This window comes from Paenibacillus ehimensis NBRC 15659, from assembly GCF_004000785.1.
In the GTDB taxonomy this organism is placed as follows: domain Bacteria; phylum Bacillota; class Bacilli; order Paenibacillales; family NBRC-103111; genus Paenibacillus_G; species Paenibacillus_G ehimensis.
Genome location: NZ_BILX01000066.1, coordinates 1 through 22,800 on the forward strand (window position 1 = coordinate 1; position 22,800 = coordinate 22,800).

Annotated in this window: 21 protein-coding genes and 1 riboswitch; of the genes, 8 read left to right on the forward strand and 13 right to left on the reverse strand. The window is 56.7% G+C overall.

Annotated elements, in window-relative coordinates; all coding sequences use genetic code 11:
- The first annotated feature begins 377 nt into the window (after positions 1–377).
- A riboswitch (cyclic di-AMP (ydaO/yuaA leader) is annotated at positions 378–552 on the forward strand.
- A 133-nt stretch (positions 553–685) separates the two neighbouring features.
- Complete coding sequence (locus PEH01S_RS26790) at positions 686–1,141, forward strand: hypothetical protein (RefSeq protein ID WP_025845439.1); 456 nt, start codon at positions 686–688, stop codon at positions 1,139–1,141.
- A gap of 60 nt (positions 1,142–1,201) precedes the next feature.
- Here PEH01S_RS26790 and PEH01S_RS26795 read toward each other — a convergent pair whose 3' ends face one another.
- Positions 1,202–2,467, reverse strand: coding sequence for an ATP-binding protein (locus tag PEH01S_RS26795; protein ID WP_127489137.1), 1,266 nt, complete (start codon positions 2,465–2,467; stop codon positions 1,202–1,204).
- Positions 2,468–2,769: 302 nt separating this feature from the next.
- On the opposite strand from PEH01S_RS26795, the gene PEH01S_RS26800 reads away from it, so the two are divergent.
- Positions 2,770–3,927 (forward strand): DUF3048 domain-containing protein, encoded by a 1,158-nt coding sequence (locus PEH01S_RS26800; RefSeq protein WP_127489139.1) that lies wholly within the window; start codon positions 2,770–2,772, stop codon positions 3,925–3,927.
- A 134-nt stretch (positions 3,928–4,061) separates the two neighbouring features.
- On the opposite strand, the gene PEH01S_RS26805 is transcribed toward PEH01S_RS26800, so the two are convergent.
- The 3 genes from PEH01S_RS26805 to PEH01S_RS26815 form a co-directional block, all read right to left on the reverse strand.
- Complete coding sequence (locus PEH01S_RS26805) at positions 4,062–4,862, reverse strand: class I SAM-dependent methyltransferase (protein ID WP_127489142.1); 801 nt, start codon at positions 4,860–4,862, stop codon at positions 4,062–4,064.
- 137 nt (positions 4,863–4,999) lie between these two features.
- On the reverse strand, positions 5,000–5,827 hold the full coding sequence (locus PEH01S_RS26810) for an alpha/beta hydrolase family protein (protein ID WP_246063080.1): 828 nt from the start codon (positions 5,825–5,827) through the stop codon (positions 5,000–5,002).
- A 99-nt stretch (positions 5,828–5,926) separates the two neighbouring features.
- Positions 5,927–6,343 carry a GyrI-like domain-containing protein gene (locus PEH01S_RS26815; RefSeq protein WP_127489144.1) on the reverse strand — a complete coding sequence of 139 codons (417 nt, stop codon included), beginning with the start codon at positions 6,341–6,343 and terminating at the stop codon, positions 5,927–5,929.
- Positions 6,344–6,646: 303 nt separating this feature from the next.
- Between PEH01S_RS26815 and PEH01S_RS26820 the strand changes: the two genes are divergently transcribed.
- Positions 6,647–7,120: a GNAT family N-acetyltransferase gene (locus PEH01S_RS26820; protein WP_127489146.1), complete on the forward strand. Its 474-nt coding sequence runs from the start codon at positions 6,647–6,649 to the stop codon at positions 7,118–7,120.
- On the opposite strand, the gene PEH01S_RS26825 is transcribed toward PEH01S_RS26820, so the two are convergent.
- The 5 genes from PEH01S_RS26825 to PEH01S_RS26845 all read right to left on the reverse strand — a co-directional run bounded on the left by PEH01S_RS26825 (position 7,109) and on the right by PEH01S_RS26845 (position 12,881).
- The gene (locus PEH01S_RS26825) at positions 7,109–8,980 is read right to left on the reverse strand and encodes an acyltransferase family protein (RefSeq protein ID WP_127489148.1); all 1,872 of its coding nucleotides are present in this window, start codon (positions 8,978–8,980) and stop codon (positions 7,109–7,111) included. The two genes, PEH01S_RS26820 and PEH01S_RS26825, sit on opposite strands and share 12 nt — an antisense overlap.
- 263 nt (positions 8,981–9,243) lie before the next feature.
- Entirely contained in the window at positions 9,244–10,524 is a 1,281-nt protein-coding gene (locus PEH01S_RS26830; protein WP_127489150.1) for a hypothetical protein, read from the reverse strand.
- Positions 10,508–11,080: a sigma-70 family RNA polymerase sigma factor gene (locus tag PEH01S_RS26835; protein WP_025845423.1), complete on the reverse strand. Its 573-nt coding sequence runs from the start codon at positions 11,078–11,080 to the stop codon at positions 10,508–10,510. Before PEH01S_RS26835 ends, PEH01S_RS26830 begins: the two co-directional genes overlap by 17 nt.
- Positions 11,081–11,255: 175 nt before the next feature.
- Positions 11,256–11,915, reverse strand: coding sequence for a YjgB family protein (locus PEH01S_RS26840; RefSeq protein WP_025845422.1), 660 nt, complete (start codon positions 11,913–11,915; stop codon positions 11,256–11,258).
- A gap of 63 nt (positions 11,916–11,978) precedes the next feature.
- Positions 11,979–12,881: a polysaccharide deacetylase family protein gene (locus tag PEH01S_RS26845; protein ID WP_025845420.1), complete on the reverse strand. Its 903-nt coding sequence runs from the start codon at positions 12,879–12,881 to the stop codon at positions 11,979–11,981.
- Positions 12,882–13,071: 190 nt separating this feature from the next.
- Here PEH01S_RS26845 and PEH01S_RS26850 point away from each other — a divergent pair, with 190 nt between their 5' ends.
- Positions 13,072–13,896: a DUF6492 family protein gene (locus PEH01S_RS26850; protein ID WP_025845419.1), complete on the forward strand. Its 825-nt coding sequence runs from the start codon at positions 13,072–13,074 to the stop codon at positions 13,894–13,896.
- Complete coding sequence (locus PEH01S_RS26855; protein WP_127489152.1) at positions 13,893–15,050, forward strand: glycosyltransferase family 4 protein; 1,158 nt, start codon at positions 13,893–13,895, stop codon at positions 15,048–15,050. The genes PEH01S_RS26850 and PEH01S_RS26855 overlap by 4 nt, the downstream gene beginning before the upstream one ends.
- Before the next feature lie 91 nt (positions 15,051–15,141).
- Here PEH01S_RS26855 and PEH01S_RS26860 read toward each other — a convergent pair whose 3' ends face one another.
- Entirely contained in the window at positions 15,142–19,344 is a 4,203-nt protein-coding gene (locus tag PEH01S_RS26860; protein WP_246063079.1) for a S8 family serine peptidase, read from the reverse strand.
- Between the two features lie 278 nt (positions 19,345–19,622).
- Here PEH01S_RS26860 and PEH01S_RS26865 point away from each other — a divergent pair, with 278 nt between their 5' ends.
- A complete protein-coding gene (locus tag PEH01S_RS26865) occupies positions 19,623–20,315 on the forward strand; it encodes a TetR/AcrR family transcriptional regulator (RefSeq protein WP_127489154.1) in 693 nt (230 codons plus the stop codon).
- Positions 20,275–20,787, forward strand: a complete 513-nt coding sequence (locus PEH01S_RS26870) for a DUF4188 domain-containing protein (RefSeq protein ID WP_025845412.1) — start codon at positions 20,275–20,277, stop codon at positions 20,785–20,787. The genes PEH01S_RS26865 and PEH01S_RS26870 overlap by 41 nt, the downstream gene beginning before the upstream one ends.
- Positions 20,788–20,887: 100 nt before the next feature.
- Here the strand turns inward: PEH01S_RS26870 and PEH01S_RS26875 are convergent, their stop codons facing one another.
- Entirely contained in the window at positions 20,888–21,406 is a 519-nt protein-coding gene (locus PEH01S_RS26875) for a hypothetical protein (RefSeq protein ID WP_127489156.1), read from the reverse strand.
- 57 nt (positions 21,407–21,463) lie between these two features.
- Positions 21,464–21,646 carry a sporulation histidine kinase inhibitor Sda gene (locus tag PEH01S_RS26880; RefSeq protein WP_025845409.1) on the reverse strand — a complete coding sequence of 61 codons (183 nt, stop codon included), beginning with the start codon at positions 21,644–21,646 and terminating at the stop codon, positions 21,464–21,466.
- 169 nt (positions 21,647–21,815) lie between these two features.
- Between PEH01S_RS26880 and PEH01S_RS26885 the strand changes: the two genes are divergently transcribed.
- Entirely contained in the window at positions 21,816–22,067 is a 252-nt protein-coding gene (locus PEH01S_RS26885; protein ID WP_025845408.1) for a hypothetical protein, read from the forward strand.
- Between the two features lie 171 nt (positions 22,068–22,238).
- On the opposite strand, the gene PEH01S_RS26890 is transcribed toward PEH01S_RS26885, so the two are convergent.
- Positions 22,239–22,697 (reverse strand): MarR family winged helix-turn-helix transcriptional regulator, encoded by a 459-nt coding sequence (locus PEH01S_RS26890; RefSeq protein WP_025845406.1) that lies wholly within the window; start codon positions 22,695–22,697, stop codon positions 22,239–22,241.
- Positions 22,698–22,800: the final 103 nt, after the last annotated feature.

A 22,800-nucleotide genomic window follows, 5' to 3' on the forward strand; every position in this document is an offset into this window, starting at 1 on the left:
TTTGGTTCCCCCGCTTTCCGGTTCAGGAAATTAAGCGACCATGATTGAAAATTCGAATCATATTGAGTCGTATCATACGCTTGCAATTTAACCGATGTAAAGAAACGGCGCGGCGCATATTCGGCTTCAGGATATATTTGGCAGGAGAGAGGCGCTGATGATCTCCGTTATTCTTCATGAATCTCGGTATTTCTTCGTTTTTCTTGAAAATGATGAAAAGCGACGAATGGCGCAGCTTTTCTATCGATAATAAATGACGGCCCCATATGAATCCGTTTCCACCATGAAAAAAAGCGAAAAGATCAAAAATAGCGTGAGGTTTCGGATTTTACTTTGCGCCGCAACCGGCGTATGATTCATGTCAACAACTTGATATGCCAAGCCAAACGCTGAATTCCCGAACCGGGAAGCGGGGGAACCAATCGAAGCCGCCGATAGGCAGGACGGTTTCACGGGGTGAATCCTTTCGCGCTTGCTTTGCAAGCGCTGGGGTAGGGCACTCTCAAGCCCGAATCCGACAGCTAACCTCGTAAGCGGATTGAGAGAGAACGACGATCGTGCCTCTGCAGCCCGTGGGATTTCCTGTGGCAGAAGCCCGAGAGTAGAGTGTCTCTGCTCTCGGGCTTCTTTTTGCTTTTTATATCGCTAAAATACCCCATATTTTAAAGAAAAAGGAGAGATGGATATGTTGAAATTAAGCGATCCCCTGCCTGAAGTGAACGGAGCGATCCTGTCCACGAGCCGGATCGGGCTTATCGAGGTGTACCGGTTCGATTGCCGCTTGATTGAGGCCCGCATCACGGGCAATTGCCGCGATTGCAACTGCGGGCTGCTTAAGCTGTCCAGCCACGGCGTGAACGGTTGGGCGGAATACATCGTGCCGGACACGAAGCCATACGCCGATATCGTGCGGTGGACTTCGGTCTTTCTGAAGCTGAAGGGGCTGTCTGTCTCCGATGCCGTCAGCTACGTTCGGAGCCATGCCGAGGCGTGGGGGCCGGTGCGCACGGACATTGCGGAAGCCGCTTTAGCCGATTTGACCGCACAGCTGCTTAACCCGGCGGCGGGACACGATCACGAGGGCGCCGCCTTCGAACGCTCGCGCTTGATCGACTGTTCGCAAGCTTACTGCTCATTCTGATATCGAGTCCGGAAGCCGACCGCAAAACGGATTCCTGCGATTACTGCCATGACCGAAGGTTTATTCCCTTGCCTCGCCCCTTCGAATGGGAAGAATGATCGTGAAGGTCGTCCCGGCTCCCTTCTCGCAGTGCACTTCGGTTCGGCCGCCCATACTTCCGATAATGCCGAGCGCGACCATGGTACCGATGCCGGTGCCTTTTTCTTTGGTCGTATAAAACGGGGTGCCGAGCCGGTCGATCTCCGCCTGGGTCATGCCGATGCCTTGATCCGATATTTCAATCAGCAGCTTTCTCTGCTGCCGATACGCTTTGATTTCCAAGGTTCCCCCGTCCGGCATCGCTTCAATGCCGTTCTTGACAATGTTGATCAGCGACTGGCTGAGCCGGGAGGCGTCGGCCTTGAGCTGAAGACCCTGCTCGATGGAGCTGGCGATGCTGACCGTATTCATGTGCGCGTAAGGGGACATTAATTCGATGATTTGCCTCAGCAAGGGCTCCACTTGAATAAGCTGGATCGAATCGCTCTTCGGCTTGGCAATCGCCAAATAATCCGATATGATCGCCTGGGCCCGCTCCAATTCGGTGATCATCATGCGCAGGTAATCATGCTTGGCTTCTTCCGCAATCTGATTTTTGCCCATCAATTGCAAAAAGCCGCTTACAACGGTGAGCGGATTGCGGATTTCATGGGCAAACGAGGCCGCAAGCTCTCCGACAAGATACATTTTCTCCGCGCGTTCCACTTCTTTGCGCAGCTTCATTTTCTCATAGATTCCCTCCAGAATGAAAAGGGACATCGCCATGGTGAGTGTCGTGACAAGGATTAAGTACACCAGAAACCAACTGAACAGAAGGTCTTCCCTTCCGATGCGAAAGCTGGAGAACACGATGGCTGCGAGCGCCCAGACGACGGTTAGACCGGTGCCATGGAGCACGCGCTTGATTTTGCGCTGGGTGGGTCGAAAGGGACCGCTGATGATCATCAATGGTAACACAATCGCGTACACGATCATCGATGTCACCATGCCTTCTCCGCCGAGCAGCGAACGGAAGGCGAGATAAGCGATCGAGATATAAAGCAGGTTGCGGTGGCCGCCATACAAGTAACAAAGCAGAATCGGCACATAGCGCAAGTCGAAAATATGCCCGGAAAAAAAGCGGATCGGAAAAGCCATGCACATCGCCATCGCTACGGTGGAGAACAGGAGCAGGAACCACCGGTTCGTGCGCTCCGGCCTGTCTTTGTCGAGGCAAACGATTTGATAAAAAAAGATAGATAGAATAATAATAAAGGTGTTCAGCAGCAGGGGAAGAACTTCGATCATAAGATACCTCCTGATGGCGATGGACTATCGAACCGCAAACGCAATCTCTGATCACAACGGTCGTTACGATTTCGGACAACGGCGGCATCTTTAATGGTTATTTTCGACAAATTTTCCTGTTTCCCTGCTGCAATTTATTTGAAGAATGGGATGTTGTTGGGAACGCGTTGAAAACTTTTAGAGAGAAAACGCGTTAAATATAGTAATAAGCGCTCATTTTCGTCTTTTTGTGCGCAATCGCTTCTAAATCAAGTCTCGCTAGAATATAGATTACTAGAGGACATGCAGATGAGGTGACGTGTATGAAACGAAGAGGATGGAGAAGATGGAGCCGGTTCTGGCGGCGGGGGAGGCTCGCGCTGCTGGCGGGGTGCCTCGCCATGACGGCAGCGGGCTGCAGCCTGACGGGCGGCGGGCAGCCGGACAAGCCCGTCGCAGCGCCGGTCGAGCCGGAGAAGCCCGTCACGGACCCGCCGCCGACGCCACCGGTTCAGCCGCCGGCCTATCAGGCGCCGCTGACCGGGATGATGCTGCCTCAGCCCAGCGACGCCCGGCCGGTGATGGTCATGATCAACAACCATCCCGCGGCGCGGCCGCAAAGCGGGCTGACGCAGGCGGATGTCTTGTTCGAGGTGCTGGCCGAAGGCGAGGTGACGCGGCTCGTGGCGCTGTTCCAGAGCAGCGCGTTCGCGGAGCCGATCGGCCCGGTGCGCAGCATTCGGCCATATTTTATCGATATCGGCAAAAGCTTCGGGGCCATCCAAGTGCATGCGGGCGGCAGTCCGGATGCCTACGAGCAGCTTCGAAAGGAGAAAATCGCCGATCTTGACGAGATTACGAATGCCGGCCCTTATTTCTGGCGGGAGAAGTCGCGGAAGGCTCCGCACAACCTGTATACGAATCTGGAGAACATCCGCGCAGGCGCACAAAAGCGGGGGCTGGACGAGCAAGGGCCGGGGGGACCGGTATACGCCTTTGCGAAACATGAAGCGGAAGCGGTCGAGACGATGGGGGCGGCGGCGCAGGATGCTCCCAAGGTAGACATTACCTTTCTGTGGAAAAGCTATGTCGTTTCTTACGAGTATGATACGGCCGCTGGCAAGTACCAACGCTCGATCAACGGCAGCAAGCATATCGATCTGAACAACGATCAGCCGCTGAGCGCTTCCAATGTGGTCGTGATGGGCACCGATCATAAGGTGCTCGATAAGGAGGGCCGCCTTGACGTCCGGCTGACCGGCAAAGGACCGGCGCTGCTGTTCCAGCAGGGCAAGGTGAAATCGCTGGAGTGGAGGCGGGAGAAGGCGAACGATCCGGTACGCTATTACGAGCAGGGCCGCGAAGCCGCGTTCCGGCCGGGGCAGACGCACATCATGATCGTACCGCTGCATCCGTCGTTCGAGAGCCACGTGACGTACGGTGCCCCCGGCGGCGGCACGGGAAAGCCGGACCCCGCTTAGCGGAGGCGAATGGTTGCCAGCCTGAAGAAGAGAGGCCCCGGCCTCCGCATTCCTCTGTGGTCCAAGCTGCATAAGCTTGGCGAAGGGGGAAGCGGGAGCCGGGGCTTCTTTTGGCGCGGCTTGTAGGCCATACGTTACGGCTGCGCCGGTTTCTCCAAGAGGACGCGCCAATCGTCGATTTGCAGCGATTGCAGAGTTCCGCCCGTCCCTTCGCCGGTCTGCACGGCAAAGTATTCGCGGCAGGAGGCGGAGCCGCCAAGGATAAACTGCTCGACCTGCCGCACCTGCTCTTCCGTCTCGGCGGTCCGCCGCACCCAGGAAGGAAAAGCATGCCGTTTCCGGCTCATTTGCGCGCGCACGACGCGCAGTCCGGCCGCTTCGGCCAGCGCCTTCCATTCGCGGACCGGCAAGCAGCGGACGTGGCTTGGGTCGCGCATGCCCTCGAAGCGGTTCATGAAGGCGGCCAAGTCGTCGTCGTCCGGGGCGACGTTGTCAATGAACACGAAACGTCCGCCAGGCTTCAGTACGCGCGCCGCTTCCTGCATGAAGAGCGCGGGATTCGGAAAATGATGCGCGGCGATCCGGCAGGTGACCGCATCGAACGCGGCGTCCAGGAATGGCAGTTGTTCCGCATCCGCGACGGTGTATAGAATGTTGCCGCATCCCCGGCCCGCCAGGTGAGCGGCCGCCGCGGCCAGCATGGGCCGGGTCAAATCGGTCGCGACAATGTGCCGGACGTGGGCGGAAAGCTTCCCGGCCGCATGGCCTCCGCCGGTCGCGATATCGAGCACCTGCCACTCGGGGCGGGGATCGAGCCACTGCAGCAGCACCTCGAGATCGTCGCCTTGTGCGTGCCCCTCGCTGGCCACATATTTATCCGCATGCTTGCCGAATTGCTCCTGAACGCGCGCTTTAACACTCCGATCATGATCCACAGTCATCTCTCCTTTTGTTTCATTTGATAAAACCGTATATCACGTAATGAAACTTGATGACTTTTATTTTATCATAATTCAGGCGGAAGGCAAGAGGAGCTGCACCCTCGGGGAGTGTGTATTGGCTTTCAGTTCGCTCAAGCGTTGCGCAGCAAAAAATCGAGAATCTCGGCGTTTAGCTCATGATGGAAGGTCTGGCGATGAAAGCCGGGCGGATCTTGAGAGGGAGGAAACGATGCCGTTATCATGGCTTCCGGAAATGGGCTCAGAAATGAAAAATGCCCGGCATTCTCAACGATTCGGTGTTGAATCCTCTTGGGATCGGGGACTCCGTTCAAAATAATTTGCGCATGAAAATACGGCGTATAATGATCCTTTTCACCGACGAGCATCAATATAGGGAGGTCGACTGCATTCAGCGCGCCGGGATCTTGAAACCAGACGGAGGCCGGCGCCAGTAGAACCAGCGATTTCATTCTGGGATCGGGCGTAACCGGGATGCGATGCGATTGCCCGTCCGGGGACTCGTAAGGAAACGATGTCGGCACGCCTCCCGCCGCAGCCAAGATTGTGTATCCGCCCATAGAATGTCCGATTAGCGAAACGGCATCCGGCTTTAAAGCCTTCGCAAAATCCTTGCGGCCGACAAACCAATCGATAGCCGTCCGAATGTGCCTGGGGCGATGGGTCAGGTTCTCGACGGTACCTTCCAGCGAGTTGTTATTCCGATTGTTGAACGGGTGCTCGGGCATGCCGACGATAAACCCGTTACGCGCCAAATGACGGGCAAGCATCCGGTAAACAAGAGGCGTGCCGCCGCTGCCGTGAGAAAGGATGACTAAGGGGAATGCGCCTTCCTGCGGCTCCGCGTTCCTCGAAACCTCCAAGTCGTAGGGGCCCAGTTTGTCTATTTTCTCAGGAGCGTCTGTCGGATACATCACAATCATCGGAAAGGTTACGCCCATGTGTTCATCTGTAAGCTCAACCTCCCGGCAGCCGGCGTGAAAAGGTTTGCTTTTTTCCTGCGTTTCCTTCAATTCGTGTCATCTCCTCTTTTTCCTAAATTAAGGGCGGATGGGAATGTAGATTTCCAGTTCCGAATTTTCGTTCGCCGGACCTAAAAATTTGTCGCCGTATACTTCGAATTCCGGACCGTCCGTGCGCCGCTTCCCTGATTTGGGATACCATGTACCGTATATATACTGGAACGTATCCGTTAATTTATCCAACGATCCCTTATGCGTAAAGACGGCATAGGAGCTGGAGGGAAGGATTTTATAAACCATTCCTTCAGGGATTGCTCCCTTTTCGCGGACTTCCACGCAAGCCGTATAAGTGAATTCCCTCTTGACTCCCGTAGGTTCAATGACTCCATAAAACCTGGGCCTGGTCCCCGCCTTCTTTTCGATTTCTCCCACACGCGGCACGAACCGCTCCCATACGCTTCCAAATTCATGGGCTTGCGAACTATGCATCTCCATGCCGAGCCTGCAAACCGCGCAACCTCCTCAGCCGTCACCCCATCCTGTAAACGATCTTCGATGTAGTCAATCGCTTTTATTACGGCGTCACTGTTATTCATTTCGACTCCTCCAAGGCGATACCCTAACAGTAATACAGATCTGATTTGTAGTTTTGATATTTTTTGCGGTATATCAAAAAGGAGCCGCCGGTGCGGACTGCGCCCCAAATTATGGATATGTTTTGCCGCCGTGTCGTGGTAGAATGAAACGAATTGAACCGAATTCCGCAGATATCATATCCAGACTGGAGGCTGTTGCCATTTGGCAGGGACCAAAATAGTTCACGTGCCTTCTACCGATTCGGATCTGGCGAGCTTGATCCGTCAGTTGGACGCTTATTTGGCTGAGCTGTATCCGCCGGAAGAAATATTTGGGCTTGATTTTGAAGACGCCAAGGTCGACGAGACGTGTTTTGTCGTTGCTTATTCGGACGACAGACCTGTCGGCTGCGGCGCAATCCGTCCTCTGAACGATAAGGAGGTCGAGTTGAAGCGGTTCTATGTCGAACCCGCATGCCGGGGGAACGGGACGGCCAAGCAGCTTCTGGCTTTTCTGGAAAATAAGGCGCATGAGCTGAGCTTCGAAGCCGTCCGGCTTGAAACCGGCGACCGGCAGCCGGAAGCCATTCGATTCTATGAAAAAAACGGATACGCCCAAATTGAGCTGTACGGAGAATACGTAGGCTGCCCGTCCAGCCTCTGCTATGAGAAAAAGCTCGGCGCGTCACTGGGGTAATCGAGGCTTGCGTACCGCCTTTGCCAGAAGCGAGGCGTAATATTCGGAGCCCTCGGCGTTCAAGTGGACGCCGTCGGCAGCGAAGAAGGAAGCTTTGCCCGCGCTTGCAGCATGCCAATCGACGAGCGTCGTATTGGCGAAGCGGCCGGAGGCTTCCTTCAGCATGTCGTTCACCGTTCCCTCCCACGGGCGGGGAACGCGCGTATTCACGAGCACGATCTGCTCGGCATCGGCAAGGGAGTGCAGCAGCGATTCCAGCTGCTTCTTGGCGAAAGCTCCGTTCGTGCCCAGCTCGAGGATAATCCGGGAGCCGAGCTTCCCCTTCGACCGGAGACGTTCGGCGACCTCCTGCGCCTGGGACAATTGTCTTCCGACCTTGCCGTCGACTGTGATGCCGGGCAGCAGCTTCTCCAGCTGCGCTGCGGTGCCGAGCAGAACCGAATCGCCGATCGCCGTAATCCCTGCCCCGGCTTCTTCGGAACCGGCTTCCGGGGAGGCGGGTGGGACGATTTCAGCGGCTTCGTCCGCTTTCGGACCGGGAGCTTCCGTAACTGTTCCCGCTTCATCGGTCGCTTGCTCCGGCTGATGGGCCGGAACGGGCGTAACGACCTCTTCGCTCTCCTTTGCCAAAGCATTTTTGGCGGCCGGAGGCTGCGGGTTCTCCCCTATGCAGGAGACGCAGAAGAATAAAATTAGCAGTGCCGACAACACGCCCCATCGCATGCCCGGTTTTGGGAGCCGTTTCCGGTACCAGCCGAGCAGCTGCGTCCCCCAAGCTTTCATTCCTCCCCTGCGAATAGGCTCCTCCATGAATGTCCAAGATATAGCGGCAAATCCGATGGTAGCAGCCAACTGCAGGGCGGCGCGCGCCAAGCTTGTATCGTCGCTGCCTGCCGGGCCGGTCAGGACGATCACGGGATAGTGCCACAGGTAAATGCCGTACGAGCGCACGCCGAGCCAGCGCAGCGGACGGCAGCCCAGGATGCGTCCGAGATGGCCGGACGGGTGGGCAAGCGCCGCTACCGTGACTGCCGCTGCCAGAGACAACAGCACGAATCCGCCCTGATATAAGAAAGCGTCGTACTGGCGGCTTAGACCGATCATCAGCAGCACGACGAGCAAACCTGCCGTCCCGGCCAAATCCACGATCCGCCTGACGCGGACGGAGGTGCCGGAGGAGAGCTTCCCGCTCGGCCAGACGACCGCGAGCGCGGCTCCGATCAGCAGCCCGAAGGCTCGGGTGTCGGTTCCGTAATAAATCCGGCTCGGATCGCTGCCAGGCTCGTATAGCAGCGCCATGGCGGCTGCAGAAGCGGATGCGCCGAGCAGCATGGCTCCGGCAAGCCAGCCCCGCCGGGGCTGCAAGCGCAGCCCGAGCGCCAACAGCAAAGGCCACAGCAAATAAAATTGCTCCTCCACCGCGAGCGACCAGAAATGGCCGAGCGGGGAAGGGGGGCCGAAGCTTTCGAAATAGGACACCTCGCGGTACACCAGCCACCAGTTGCTGACATAGGCGAGCGCCGCCAGGAAGTCTCCCTGAAGCGCCGCCAGCCGGGAGCGGTCGACCAGCCATATCCATGCCGCAACCGCCGAGAGTAGAACCAGCATGGCCGGAAGCAGCCGCCGGAAGCGCCGCAGCCAGAAGCTTTTCAGGTTCAGCCGTCCTTCTCTTCGCCATTCGGCGATTATTAAATCGGTAATCAGATAACCGGACAGGACGAAAAAGATCCCTACACCGAGCAGCCCGCCGGGCGCCCACCCGGGGTGAAGGTGATATGCGATGACGGCCAGTACGGCCAGAGCCCGTAGGCCGTCGATTCCGGGCATGTACCGGCCTTTTCCTTCGATCGGTGATGGCATAGCTTTTTCCCTCTTTCCTTAGCTCGTAGGACTTTATCTTATAGCGAAAAGAGGCGGATTTTGTAACAAAAAAGTTACATCTGCGCTGCATCGAACTATTTCCGTTACGGGAACCGGAGGAACGGTGAAAATTAAAATTCCAATCGAATGGGAGTGACCGATATAACGCAGCAAGTCCGGTTCCCGGGGCACGATGGCTCCGGGAACCGGACTTGTTTCCGTAAAGAACGCTAAGTAAGCGCGTCCAATGTTTCTTGGTTAACTTACTGCGGCTGCAAGTAAGCTTTCACCTGCCGTTTCCACAGCTCGACGTAGGAGCCCATAGCCCATTGAATCATGACGACCGATTCCTTCGGTTGAAGCGGCAGCGTCATGAGAGGGATCGGAATCCACTGGTCCGCGTACGGGTAGATGATAATATTTTGCTCGGTGACGACGGCGACCATGTCGCGGTTCGGGGAGGAGAAGGCATCCACCGCGCCCGGCTGCACCCGCACGATATCGCGCCACGGAACGGCCAGCTCGTCGTGGGAGACGACCGACGGGGGCAACGCCAGCGGCACTTCCCGCAAGCGGTACGCCGTACCCCCCGCTTCGCTGTCATACGAAGCGATCTGCGCCGTCCATTTGCCCTGCTTGCGGGCGATGGTCCAGCTCTCGCCGGAGAGATCGGCTGCAGCCGGCTCCCCATGTCCCGAGCGTGCCGACGGCGGCGCAGGCTTCAGCTCCTTCAGCACGGGAACCGCCGTAGCGGCAAATACGCTGCGCAGCGTGACGTGCGGCTCCAATAGCGGCGCGGGCGCCTGCCGGCCCGAGGCGATCTGCCCCAGCTCTTTCACCCACACATAGTCCTGGTGTGCCGGGGATTGGGCTGCGCCGCTTTTGGCCGCCGTCGTTTGCGCCACGGCAACGTAGCGGTTGCCGGCGAACATCAGCTTCTCCGACACGACCGTCTGTGCCGGATTTCCACGGTTTGCACTACTGCTTGTCTTCGGTTTGGCCGAGGCCAAATGGGCCGTCAGCGTATGCGCTTCCTGCGAGCCGTTGGCTTTCCGCTCATTCCCGATTTTCCAAAAATCCAGCTTATACGGCATCAGAATCCCTTCGCCTTCCGCCGTCTTTTGCAACCGGTTCCGATCCGGTGCGATAAGAACGGTGCGGTACGTGCTGGGAGCCTGAGGGTCTTCGGCTGCAGGCGCATCGGATCGCAGTCCGATCAGCAGCGCCGACCGGACGGAGGCTTCCCAATCCGGGCCGTGAGGCGCGGGAGCGGCCGCGGAGGGCTGCTGGATCTCCAGCTTCTCCGCCGCTTCCTGCTGCACGAGAGGGAGAGGGCGGCTGTCCGTAACGAACAAGAATACGAGAGCCGACGCCAGCACGGCGGAAACGCCGGCGCTCCAGGCGCCCCACCTGCGGGGTCTGCGGACGGCGACGTGATTATCGATGCGTTCTTCGATGCGCTTGCGCAAGCTGTCGTTGAACCCGTTTTGGCCGAACGGCCCGTGGGCCAATTCTTTCTTAAGCTCGTTATCCATCGGATCCAAGGCTTCGACTCTCCTTCATCTTCGATATTTTCCCCCGTGCGTGGAACAGCCTCGATTTAATCGTTCCTTCGCTGACGCCGAGCACCTCCGCCATCTCTTTCATGGACAGCTGATGGTGCGCGTACAGAATCAGCACCTCGCGGTATTTGACGGGCAGCTTCAGCACCAGATCCCACATCTCGTTCACGGCCATCTTGCTGAGCACCTCGTGTTCCGTAGAAGCGGCCTGCTCGCACTCTGCGCGCGAAGCGATGAAATCGACGAGCGTCACCTTGCGGTAGAAGGCCGCCTTGCGGTAGTCGAGCGTCATGTTGCGGGTGATGGCGAGCAGCCACGTCTTCACCGAGGATTCGCTGCGGAATGTGCTCAAATTGCGGTAAACCTTGATGAACACCTCTTGGGTTATATCGTCAGCCTGATCCCACTTCCGTGTGATGCTGTAGGCGTAATTCCACACGTCTTTCCCGTACGCGTTCATCAGCTCGTTCAAAATGGCTTTCTTGTCGGAGCTCGCGGACAGGTATTTCAAATAGTCAAAATTGACATTCGATTCCAAAGCTGCCACCTCTAATTTTAGACGATCTCCCCGACATTCCGGTTCAATCGGAACGGAACCGGACCCGAAAAGCGGCCCCGCCCCGTGCCTTCTCTACCCAGTGTACTGCGATCGTCCAACGAAAGAAAGGGGCAAAATAAGCTTGACAAAAGGTCAATCGCTTCCAGCCCGCCGGTTATCCGGCCATATTGTTTTTCGCGTCCTGCGGACTGAATACGGAAATATGGTCGACCTTGCCGGTGGCAGCCGGAATGACAAATTTCAATTCGAACTGCTCGCTCGCTTGAAAAACGTAGATTTGATCATCGCCGTTCTTCGCCGTTTCCTTCGGTTTGCCGAGCGTCTTCTCGATGGCGGGCAGCGTCAGCTTGTGAAGCTCCGGGTCGTAGGAACGGACATCGAAGATCAGCTCGCCTTTGTTGAAGCCGAACGTAATGCCGCGATTCTTGTAGGTGGCGTACAACCCTTTGCCGGCCGAATCGATCTGGTCCGCTTTGCCCCATTTCTTCTCCACTTCGTCAATCAAGCCCGTATGCGCGGCGAATTCGCTGCCTTTCACCAGACCTTTGCGCGCGAGGACCAGAATATCCTTGAGCTGCGCTTCGGCGGACGCGGAGGAAGACTCCGTGTTCGAGGGTGCTGCGGGAGAAGACGGCGCAGGCTTGGCCGGGGCTTCTGGTGTGGTGGCCGTCCCCGGCTGCTGCGATGGAGCTGCGGCTTCGGGCGGTTTGGACGTCCCGGACGCAGCGGATGGCGCGTCGGACTGGCAGGCGGTCAGCGCGAGCAGACCGGCGGCCGCTGCGGCTAGCAGCTTCGCTCTCTTGATCGTATGCATGCGGCAAGCACTCCTTTGCTGAGAGATGAATTGTCGGCTTGATCCGGATCGGTCATGCAAGCCTTACTCTTTCTTTACCCCAAGCTCGGGTACCGTGACGAAGGCATACCCGTCCTGCTTCAACGCTTCGATCATGAGCGGCAGCGCCTCTACCGTATTGTCCAGGTTGCCGTTTTTTCCACCGAAGCTGTGCATCAGGATGATGCCGCCGTCCTTCGTCCGCTTGCGGACGAGCTCCACCATGTCTGCCGAAGCCGTCCCGCTCCAATCCTTCGTATCGACCGTCCACTCGACGAGTTGATGTCCCGCGGAGGTCAGGTTGCGCTTGATCGAAGCGGTTACGGCGCCATAAGGCGCCCGGACCAGCGGGGTGGAGGCGCCGATAATTTTCTCGATCGCTTCGTCCGTGCTTGTGATTTCTTTCTGGATCTGGTTGGAAGACAGCTTGGTCAGGTTCGCATGATCCCAGGAATGATTGCCGATGGAGTGGCCTTCCTCATGAATGCGTTTCAGCACGTCCGGGTGCTTGACGACCTGCCTGCCTACGACGAAGAAGGTGGCCTTCGCTTCATACTGCTTCAAAATATCCAGCACCTGCGGAGTATACTTGGTATCCGGGCCGTCGTCGAACGTCAGCGCCACTTGCTTCGTTGCTTTGACCGGCCCCGGCTTCCCTTGCTGCACCGCGGCTTCCGGATGATTCCCCGCCGTCCGTCCGTCGGAGGGCTGCACCGCCGGCGCTGTCGGCGTCCCGGCTTCTTGAGAGGAGTTCGGGTTCCCCGTATATTTTGCGTGGGTCGCCTGCTCGGGAACTACCCCCGAGACAGACGCGTTGTCGTGCTGGACGGAAGAAAGCGGCGGACGCGTCTCCGCCGCATGGATGCCGAACATGAGAATCGTCGTGGCGCTGAGCAGCGAAGCGCCGAGTACGACGAGTTTTCGGTCGGACAGGATTCGTATGGCCATGTAGCATTCCTCTTTCACTGGTTCGTGCTTTGCAAATCATTTGACGAGTCGAATCGACAAAAGGTTTAAAGCAAGTTCTCCCATTTCGACAAAATTTTTGGGCGCCTGTCCGGCGCTCGGACAGGTGCCCGGACCAACCTCCGCTTCATGACATAAACTGGTGCAAAACCTTGCAAATGGAGATGAAGAGATGTCTCTCGCCCCCCCTCGTTCCCGGAGCGGCAGGATCAAAATCGATGTTCTGATACCCGCCATTGACAAAGATCTGGAAACCTTGCCGTTCGTCATCGACGCCATCCGGAAGCAGGTTAAGCATCCGATCGGCAAAATTATGATCGTTTCTCCGGATAGTCCGAAAATCAAGGCGCTGTGCGCCCAAAAAAATTGCACTTTCGTGCATGAGCGGACGGTGCTGCCGATCACCAAAAAACAAATCCGTTACCGTTCGAAACGATGGGAACGCTCCGGGTGGCTGCTCCAGCAACTGCTTAAGCTGAGCGGCGATACGCTGGGTTCGAACCGGTATTTTTTGACCATGGATGCCGACACGGTGCTCATCCGACCGCATGTATTCATGCAAAAGGGGAAGCCCGTGTTTTACTGCCGCAGCTGGAGCCATCCCGAATACTTCAGAGTCAGCCGGAAGCTATTGGGCCGCAGACGCGCCGCGCCCTCGTCGTTCGTCGCGCATTACATGCTGTTCGAGAAACCGAAGCTGGCCCTGATGAAGAAGAGAATTGAAGCAAGACACGGCACGCGCTGGTACCAGGCCATTCTTCGCAGCATTGACAGATCGAAGCAGTTCGGCTTCTCGGAATTCGAATTGTACGGGAACTTTATCTATGCCGCCAACCCGGGCGGCGTCGTGCTCAAACGATGCTTGAACAAAAGCTTGAGCCAAAGCGTCAAGAGCCTCTCGGCGAAGCGCATAAAAGCGTTGGCCCGCTCCTTCCGGTCGCTTTCCTTCCACAAGCGCAGAGGGTACTCGCTTAAGCCGAAGGGGCTGAGGAGATGACATCGTATCAGGTCATATGGCAGGGTCCCGTCACCAGGCCAGGCGGACTCGGAAGAGCAAGCCGGGAATATGCGCTTGCCTTAAGCCGGCAAGGGGTAGACGTAAAGGTCGAGGCGGGGAGGAAGAAGCTTGCGTCAGGAGGCGCCCTGGCGCGTCTGCTGCGCAAGCCGTATGCCGCAGGCAAACGCAAAATTTTAATTTACCATTACCTGCCCCATACGATACGGCTGCGGAAGGAACGCCAAAAATACGACCGCATCATATTGAACACCGTCTGGGAGACAACGCGCGTGCCCCGGAATTGGTTCCCGAACCTGAACCGCTTCGACGCCGTGTTCGTTCCCTCCAGACATAACAAAGCCGCCCTGCTCCGCAGCGGGGTGAAGGTACCGATTTATATCGTGCCGCACGGGGTCAATACGAAGCAGTTTGCGCCACAGAACAAGAAGCTGCCGGTTCGGGGGACGGCCGGAAGGTTTGTTTTCGTGTCCGTCTTCGGCTTCCAGCACCGCAAAAATCCGGAAGCTTTGCTAAGGGCTTATTGGGAAGAATTTGGCCCGTCCGAGAAGATTGCGCTGGTCATCAAGACAAACGGATACGACGCCCGGGAAACCGAGAGGTGGATTAAACATCAAATCAGCGGGTACAAAAAAAGGCTCGGGCTTCGGAAAACGGCCCCGGTGATTTTAATTTCCAGCCGCATCCCGGAGCATCGGCTGAAGGGGCTGTACACGCTCGCCTCCGCATTCGTGCTTCCGACGAGGGGAGAAGGGGTAGGACTTCCTTTTCTCGAATCGCTGGCAAGCGGCGTTCCGGTTATCGCGACAGGCTGGGGCGGACACATGGATTTTGTCACGAGCCGCAATTCGTTTCTGGTCAACTATCGGCTGCAAAACCCGGCCGTCAGCATGAGAAGCCAGCACTCGATCTCGCGCCGGTTCCGCCATTTGTTTGCACAGAAGGGACAGCTCTGGGCCGAGCCGGATATCGGCAGCTTGAAGAGGCAGATGAGGGCTGCTTTTCAGCATCGGGACGTTTGCCAGAGGAAAGGAAGACAAGGCAGGCAGGACGTGATGAAGCTTACGTGGAATCATGCCGGGGAGCTCATGAAGCGGGCGGTGGAACGAACGATTCGGACGAAAAGACGCCGGTAGCCACCGGGCTTGCGGCTCATGAGCCGCGATGCAAGAAAAGAGCCCCTTTACGCCTATAATCCAGGCATAAGGGGGCTCTCTTTTCAGGAGCTTAGTTAATCAAGCTGCCGTTCTGCAGCAAATTGTACAGGACGGTTGCGGCGGCTTCCCGGGTCGTCGGGTCGGCCGGATGGAAGTGCGGCGTTCCGTCGATCTCATCACCGCTCATCAGACCGCTCTTCGTTACCGCATCGATGCTGTTCTTGGCGTACTCGGCAAATTCGGAAGCATCCGCATACGGCTTACGCGAAGGATTGCTCTTCGGCGTAATCTGGATCAAAGAGGATGCCCGGGACAGCATGACGGCCAAATCTTGGCGGCTGATGCTGGCATGCGGATCGAACCGTCCTTCTTCGACGCCGTTCACAAGTCCCGCTTCATAGGCGGCCGCAATATCGTCGGCGAACCAATCGGAGGGGCTCACATCCTGGAACGGAGCCTTCGCGCCGGCCTGCAGACCGAGTGCGCGGACCAGCATGGCCGAGAATTGCGCGCGGGTTACCTGTTCTTTGGGCGAGAACGCCGAAGCCGAGGTTCCGTTAAGCAGCAGCTTATTGGCCAAGGCTTGGATATGCGATTGTGCCCAAGACGCGTCGATATCTGTAAACGAGATCGTACGTGTTGCGGCCGCATAGGTCGTGATGCCCGGGCGGTTGACGGTTACCGTGCGTGTGCCGTCTTTGTTTACGGCGACGTTGGCCGGAACGGCGTATACCTTACCGTTGTCGGTATACACGACGCCCAGCGCGTTGCTGTCAGCAGTGCCGTCCACGATAAAGGAGCTTTTCAGGAAATCGCGGTTGGATACGGAAAGCGGCTGCGAATCGCTGCCGTTCACAACGCTAACGGCAAAGGAAACCGGCGTACCGAGCACTTTGGCTCCGGGGAATCCGTCGGCGAAGGCCGATGCCCGTTCTGCGTCATACCGGACGGCCACGTTCAGCCCTGACTCCGCCGGTACGCGTTTCAACACCGAAACGGGGAGCGCAACCGACGCGCTTCCGTTGCTGACGACAAAGGAGTTTTGTTCGCCCGACGCTTTCAACGTGTTCAACTGCTCCGGCGTCAGCTTGACGGTCACCTGCTGGGACGGCGTCGCATAGACGGAGACGACCACGGCAACCGGCGTGCCGGACTCCGTTTTTAAAGCGGCTTTCAGGTCGGCATCCGCAATGGTCACCGTCAGCGTGTTGCCGTCTGTCGTTACCGTCCGTTTCAGCGAAGCGGAGGTTTGTCCTTGATTCACGACCGCATCGATGGAAGGATTGCTGCCGGATTGCTCCGTGCTGCTGCCGCCTCCGACAGATCCGCCATAATAGAACCCGCTGCCGCTGTTGTTAATCGGCGTGCTGCTGTCGTCCGTGCTGCTGAAGCGAATCGTTTTCCATGCGACATATTGAAGCAGTTCACCGCTGGCGTTCCGTTTCGGTTGTCCGTTCGCATCCAGAATGAGGGCGCGAACCATGAGTTTATACGTGCCTTCCTTCAAGCGCTGGACGACCGGCTTTCCGGTTTCATCCACCTTATCGTTAATATAGGTGCCGTCGATGTTCTGGAACGTATACGTTCCCGGGGCAAGCAATTGCGGTTTCCCGCCGGCGTCTTTATTCAGAATTTGCCCCATGGTGCCGACGTACTTATCGTCTACGCCGTAAACGTTCAGATCCAGATAGTTCGCGTCTTTCGCCGTCAGGGTCACGGATACGTCCGTCGACTTGCTTGGCGTAATGACGGTTCGGGTCAACGTCACGTCCTGCAGTCCGAAGCCGTTATCCGGCATTTTTTTGCCGACATGCACGACGAACGGCAGGTGCAGCGAAGGCAATCCGGCGCTCTCCAGCAGCACCTCTCCTTCATATACGCCGTCTGCGGCCGTGGCCTTCGGCGCTACGGAGAGGGAGAACTTCTGTGTCGACTTGGCTCCGGCAGAAATCGTATTGTCGCTGCCGAGGCCTTCCAGCGTCGCGACGATGTTGTTCACGTCAGGCGTCTTCACCGGGTCGTTCGGATCGGAAGTGACGTTCGGGTGAAGCTTCACGGACGCCTTGTACGTTACTGCTTTGTCCGAAGTATTTTTGACCTGGAGCTGCTCTTTCTTGGCATTGCTTCCGGCAGCCATCAACCCGAAGCTGGCGCTGCTGCCATAGTTGACGACCTCTTGCGGATTCAGGTTCTTGTCGAGAATGGTGATTCGCTCCAACGTCTGGAGCACGGCCGGCGTATAGACCGCCTGAGTCACATTGATGCGGCCTGCGCCTTGGGAATACACATCGTACGGCGTTCCGTCAGAGTCCTTGATACTGTCTGCGGTATTGGCCATCGCCGCGCGGATATCGAACGGCGTCCAGTCCGGGTGCTGCTGCTTCAGAAGCAGAGCGACGCCCGCTACGTGCGGAGTGGCCATGCTGGTTCCGCTGCTCCGCTTATACGCTTGGTTGTAAGTGGCGCCCGGAGTCATTTTGCCATAGGCCGGATAAGTCGACAGCACGTTCACGCCCGGCGCGCTAATATCCGGCTTAATGCTGAGCTTGTCGTCCGACAGAGGACCGCGCGAGCTGAACGTTGCCATCGTATCGCCGTGATCGGTCGTCAGCGGATAGCTGGGGCCGAACGTCAGGCGGAACGGCTTGGTCGGATTGGCCAGCACGGCAGCGGCCAGTGCGCGTCCCTGCAGACCGGACATGTCGAAGGCGGGAATATAGTCGAAGTCGTCCCCTATGAAGGAGTCGATATGCTTGTCCCGTCCATCTATGCTTGGGGAAAGATCCGGTATGTCCTTGCCATTGGCATCCTTCGTGACATTGCCGTTAAAAATCACGATGGCCTTGGCGCCCCATTTTTTCGCATTTTTAATTTTTTCGACGAAGGCCAGCGAACCGCGCGATACGAAGGCAATTTTTCCGTCCACGTTTTTGCCCTTGTAGTCGTCGTCTTGACCCAGTCCTACATATACGGCTTCGATGGGATTCGTCCCAAGGATCGCTTTAAAGTCCTCCTGCCCGGTCTTCCAGCCCATGACGTTCAACGGATAAACGGCTTCGTACACGGAGCTGGCAACCGTAGCTTGATAGCGGTTGGACGGGCTGGTCACCGCGCCGACGGAGATCGCAAGCTGCGAGGAAGCCGGCGAGCCCATCGAGTAGTAATACGGTCCTTTATCTCCCGCATTGCCGCTGGCCACGACGGCAACGATGCCGCCGAGTACGGCATTGTTGATCGCGATCGAATCCGGGGAGTTCGGGTCTTTCTCCTCGTCTGAGCCCAGCGACAGGTTGATCACGTCCATTTTGTCTTTGACCGCGCGCTCGATTCCGTCGATCACCTGCGCCGAAGAGCCGGAGGATCGGCCGGTTTTGGGGTCGCGGGACAGCACTTTATAGGAGTAGAGGTCCGCATCGTAGGCAATGCCCTTTTGGACCACGTCGGAGTTCGTGTTCTTGGCCCGGCCGACGATCGTACCGGCCACGTGCGTCCCGTGAGACGTGCCCGCGAAGCCTAGTCCGAACGGGTCCTGATCCTTCGGAATGGGAGGCTCCTCGTAAGGATCGGGCGTATTGAACGAAGAATTGTATCCGCCTTTATAGGCATCCTTCAAATCCGGGTGCAAATAATCGACGCCGCTGTCGATGACGCCGACCTTCAAGCCTTTGCCGGTCAAGCCCTTGGCCCAAGCATCCTGAGCCCCGATTTGCTTGATGGGCGCGACATCGTAATTCGCTGTTGCGGCATCAACCGGCTGCGGAGCGCCGACGGGCAATGCATAATAGGTCCGGTTCTCGTGAATCGACTTCACGCCGGGGATTTTGGCCAGCTCGGGAATCTGGTTGGCCGGCAACGTAAGTTCCATGCCGTTCAGCACGGTATTGTATTGGTAGTTGACTGTCAAATCGATGCCTTCGGATTTCGCCAAGCTGATCATGGACGATTGCTCGCTATTGACAGCGCTTTCCAATGATTCTGCAGAAAGCTGCTGCTGGCCCAGCTCGGAAGCATATTTTCCGACGGAGACCGGCTGCCCGCTCAGTTGGACGATGACGTTAACCTTGTTCGCGGAGGTGGTGTCCAGCTTGTCGGAAATAAAGGCGTTGGCATTCGGATGAAGCGAATGAGTGCGGATGATTTGCGGATCGACGATGCTGGACGGGGTGCCGGATACTGATGTCAGAGGCGCTGCCTGTGCAACGCTTTGCATCATTAAACCGGCGGTTAATAGAGTAGACAGCAGTGAGAGACGCGAAAACTTTGCTCTTCTCATATCAAAACTCCTTTTCACTGTGATTTTGAGAGCTGAAGTGTGTCGTCACCCCCGATTCGGCTTTGGTTTACAGCATTTACAAGAATTTATTGTATCACCTATTTCAAGTATATACCATATATTATAGTAAAATCTTCTAATAGATATATATAGAATTCGATAGATTTATTTTCATTTGGCGATGAAAAACAATGTTGACTATTTAGTTAACTTGAGTTAATTTATTTATTAAGGTTTATTGTTGAACAAAAGTAAATTCGATGAGGTGATTCCGGTCCATGGACGCGCAATCGATCCCGCTGCGGGAGCTCAAAAAAGCGCGGACCAAGCTGGCGCTGTACGAGGCGAGCTTGGAGCTGATCGGCGAACGCTCGTTTCGCGAGCTGCTGGTTGACGATATTTGCCGCAAGGCGGAAGTGTCGAAGGTGACGTTTTTCAAGTTCTTCCGGCAAAAAGAGGACGTGCTGGTCTACTTCATGCGGGTATGGCTGACTTGGCGGCGGATCGAGCTGGCGGAGCGGCCGCTGCGGGGAATGACGGCTATCCGGCATATGCTCGGGAAGGTCGTCGAAGAGGCGGAGACGAAGCCGGGCTTGATGCTGAGCCTGATCGGATTTTTGTCGGAAATGAAAATGCACCCGTGCATGCCGGAGCTAAGTCCGGCGGAAATCCGCTTGCTGTTTCCGGGTCACGAGGAACTGGGGGCGCAGGAGCCGGATTTGCATCAGGAATTCACGAAACGGATTCGGGAAGCGGCCGAGGACGGGGAGCTGCGCCCGGGGGTATCCATGGAATCGGCGGTAGCTCTGCTGCATACGATTTTTTACGGGGCTTATTTGACCGGACATTTGTACGGAAATCCGGATTTGATGGGAGTCTACGAAACGCATCTAGAGGTGCTGTGCGCTGACCGGGAGAGAGAGATAAGGCATGAGCAAAGTGGTAAACGGCCGCTATACGGCCGAGATTGACGGGGATTTCGTCGTGTTCCAGATCGGGATGAGGATTAACAAGCCGTGGGCGGTCCATAAGTGGCTTCCGGTATTCAAGGCGATGCCGCCGATGATCCGGGAGCTGTACGAGAACCCGGAGCTCGGGTTCCTGCACGCCAATTTCTACACGACGCTGCGGGGGCCGGTCGTCCTGCAATATTGGCGTTCGTTCGAACAGCTGGAGCGGTATGCGCGGCACGGAGCGGTGCATCTGCAGGCTTGGCGCGAGTTCAACCGGAAGGTGGCGGCCAGCGGAGCCGTCGGCATATTTCACGAGACATTCATCGTCGCGCAGGGACAGTACGAGTGCCTGTATCATAACGTACCCGTCTTCGGGCTGGCGAAGGCCGGCCGGCACGTGCCCGCCACCGGGCGCCGCGAAACCGCCGCGCGCCGGCTCGGACGGGACAGCGATCCGGCCGTACCGACGCCACCGGCGCCGTCCATGTAGAGGCAGGCACACAGCAAACAAGCACCTCGGCCAAGGAACGGCTTGGGAGGTGCTTGTTTGCGGGCGGGGCTAAACCGCGGTCCGGTCCGGCAGTTGGTCCCTAAACAAACGGATACGCATAGTTCTGCGGCGCTTCGAAGAAATGACTGACGTTGACCAGCCGGCCCGGATCAAAGCTTATACGGACGGGTCCCTCGGCATGAATTTCGAGCTCGCAGTACCCGTGAGGCCAATCCAGTATGCCCGTCAGCCGGTATAGATACGGGCGGTTAGGCGTGATTCCCCGAACGGCCCACTCTTTGGACAAGGAAACCTTGCTCCCGTCAGCGGTTCGGACAAAATCGTTGTTTTGCTCCAAAGAATGATACAGAACGGTCGAAATGCTGACCTTCGACACCTGATGGAACTCGAGCTTCGCCAAGCCGGACAAATAAAAATGACTGCCCTCGTCCGGTCTAAGGATCCGATTCCGGACGCACCAGTCTTTGCTGACATCTATTCCCCAGGCGCCGATGCGCAGGGTCTCTTCCGTAAGCGGAACGCTGTTAAAAAAAAGATGCGACTCGCGAAAACCGATCGGTTTAAAGCAGTCGTTTGTAATATCTCCCTCAAATATCATATTTCGTAGTCCTTCCCTGCCAGAATTCAATTTCTTAATTTGCTGCCGAACGGCAGCTCAAGCCCTTGCTTCTCTCCGGACCTTGTTCCCGGAAAGACCGAACCAGGTCCGGCGGAAAACCGGATCGTCCAAGCGCCGATGAATTTCATTAAGCAGCAAACGAATAAATTTCGGATCAAGCTGAAGCCGGACCGCGTCGGCGTAGCAGTCCAAGAGCCAGTCGTCTTTAAGAGAACGCATACTTGCCTCCACTCAAAAATCATTTTCCATATTTATACTAAAATGATAGTATTAGTTGATCCGATGCGCATCACATTTTGTAGTTCGTTCGATGGCAAAAATGATTGCAATATATGGAAAATGGACGCAAAATGAAAAAGGGATCCCAGCTGGAACGGAGGGGAAAGAGGTGAGGTTAAAATACCCGATCTACTTTTTAAGTCTTGTCTTCGTGTTCCATATTTTCGAGAAATGGCCGCTCGGCGGAAGCTGGAAAATAGTTTGGATCGTGTTGACGACCTCCGTCATCTCGATCGCCGCGGAGAAGCTCGGAATAGCCGACAAGAAAATTCCTCTCGCTGCGGGCATTATCGGTATTATTCTTCTATTGGCTGGAGCCGAATACTTTTTTCCGTCCGGCTGGAGGAAACCTATCGGGTGAATGCGGGGTACGCGGACTATGTTCGCTTGATCGATGCGGCGGCTAGTATAGCGGGGCTTCGGCGCGACACCGGAATTCCAAGGAGAAGGCGGGACGTCCTTCAACGGCGCAAGGGCGGCCGCCGGTCATCGTGAAGACAGTCCCGATGGCCGACAGTTGACTGTATCGTTCTTACTCCCCGGCGACCGTACCATTGAGCTCGTGGATATGAACCATCATGGCCTTGATCTGCCGGTTCAGTTCGGCCATCTGCTCCAGCGTCATGCCGCTGGAGGCGAACAGCGCTTGCGGTATACAGACCGCTTTGTGCTGAAGCGCCACGCCTTTGTCCGCGATCCGGACGATGACGACGCGCTCGTCCTGGCTGGAACGCTTCCTTTGCAGCAGCCCGGCAGCTTCCATCCGTTTCAGCATCGGTGTCAAGGTTCCCGAGTCCAGATCGAGGATCTCGCTCAGCTCCTTGACCGTGCTTTCTTCCTTTTCCCACAAAACCAACAGCACAAGATATTGGGGATAGGTCAGCCCCAGCTCGTCGAGCAGCGGCCGGTACATTCTCGAAATCGCTCTCGAACAGGCATACAAACTGAAGCATAGCTGATTGTCAAGCTTCAAATATTCATTATGGCTCATGGGAGGGACCTTCTTTCCTCAATCTGCTCATTCCAGAAGGATTGTGCACAAGTTATTTGATAAAAATTATATCATTCTCTCCCTATCTCCAACAAGCCTGCGA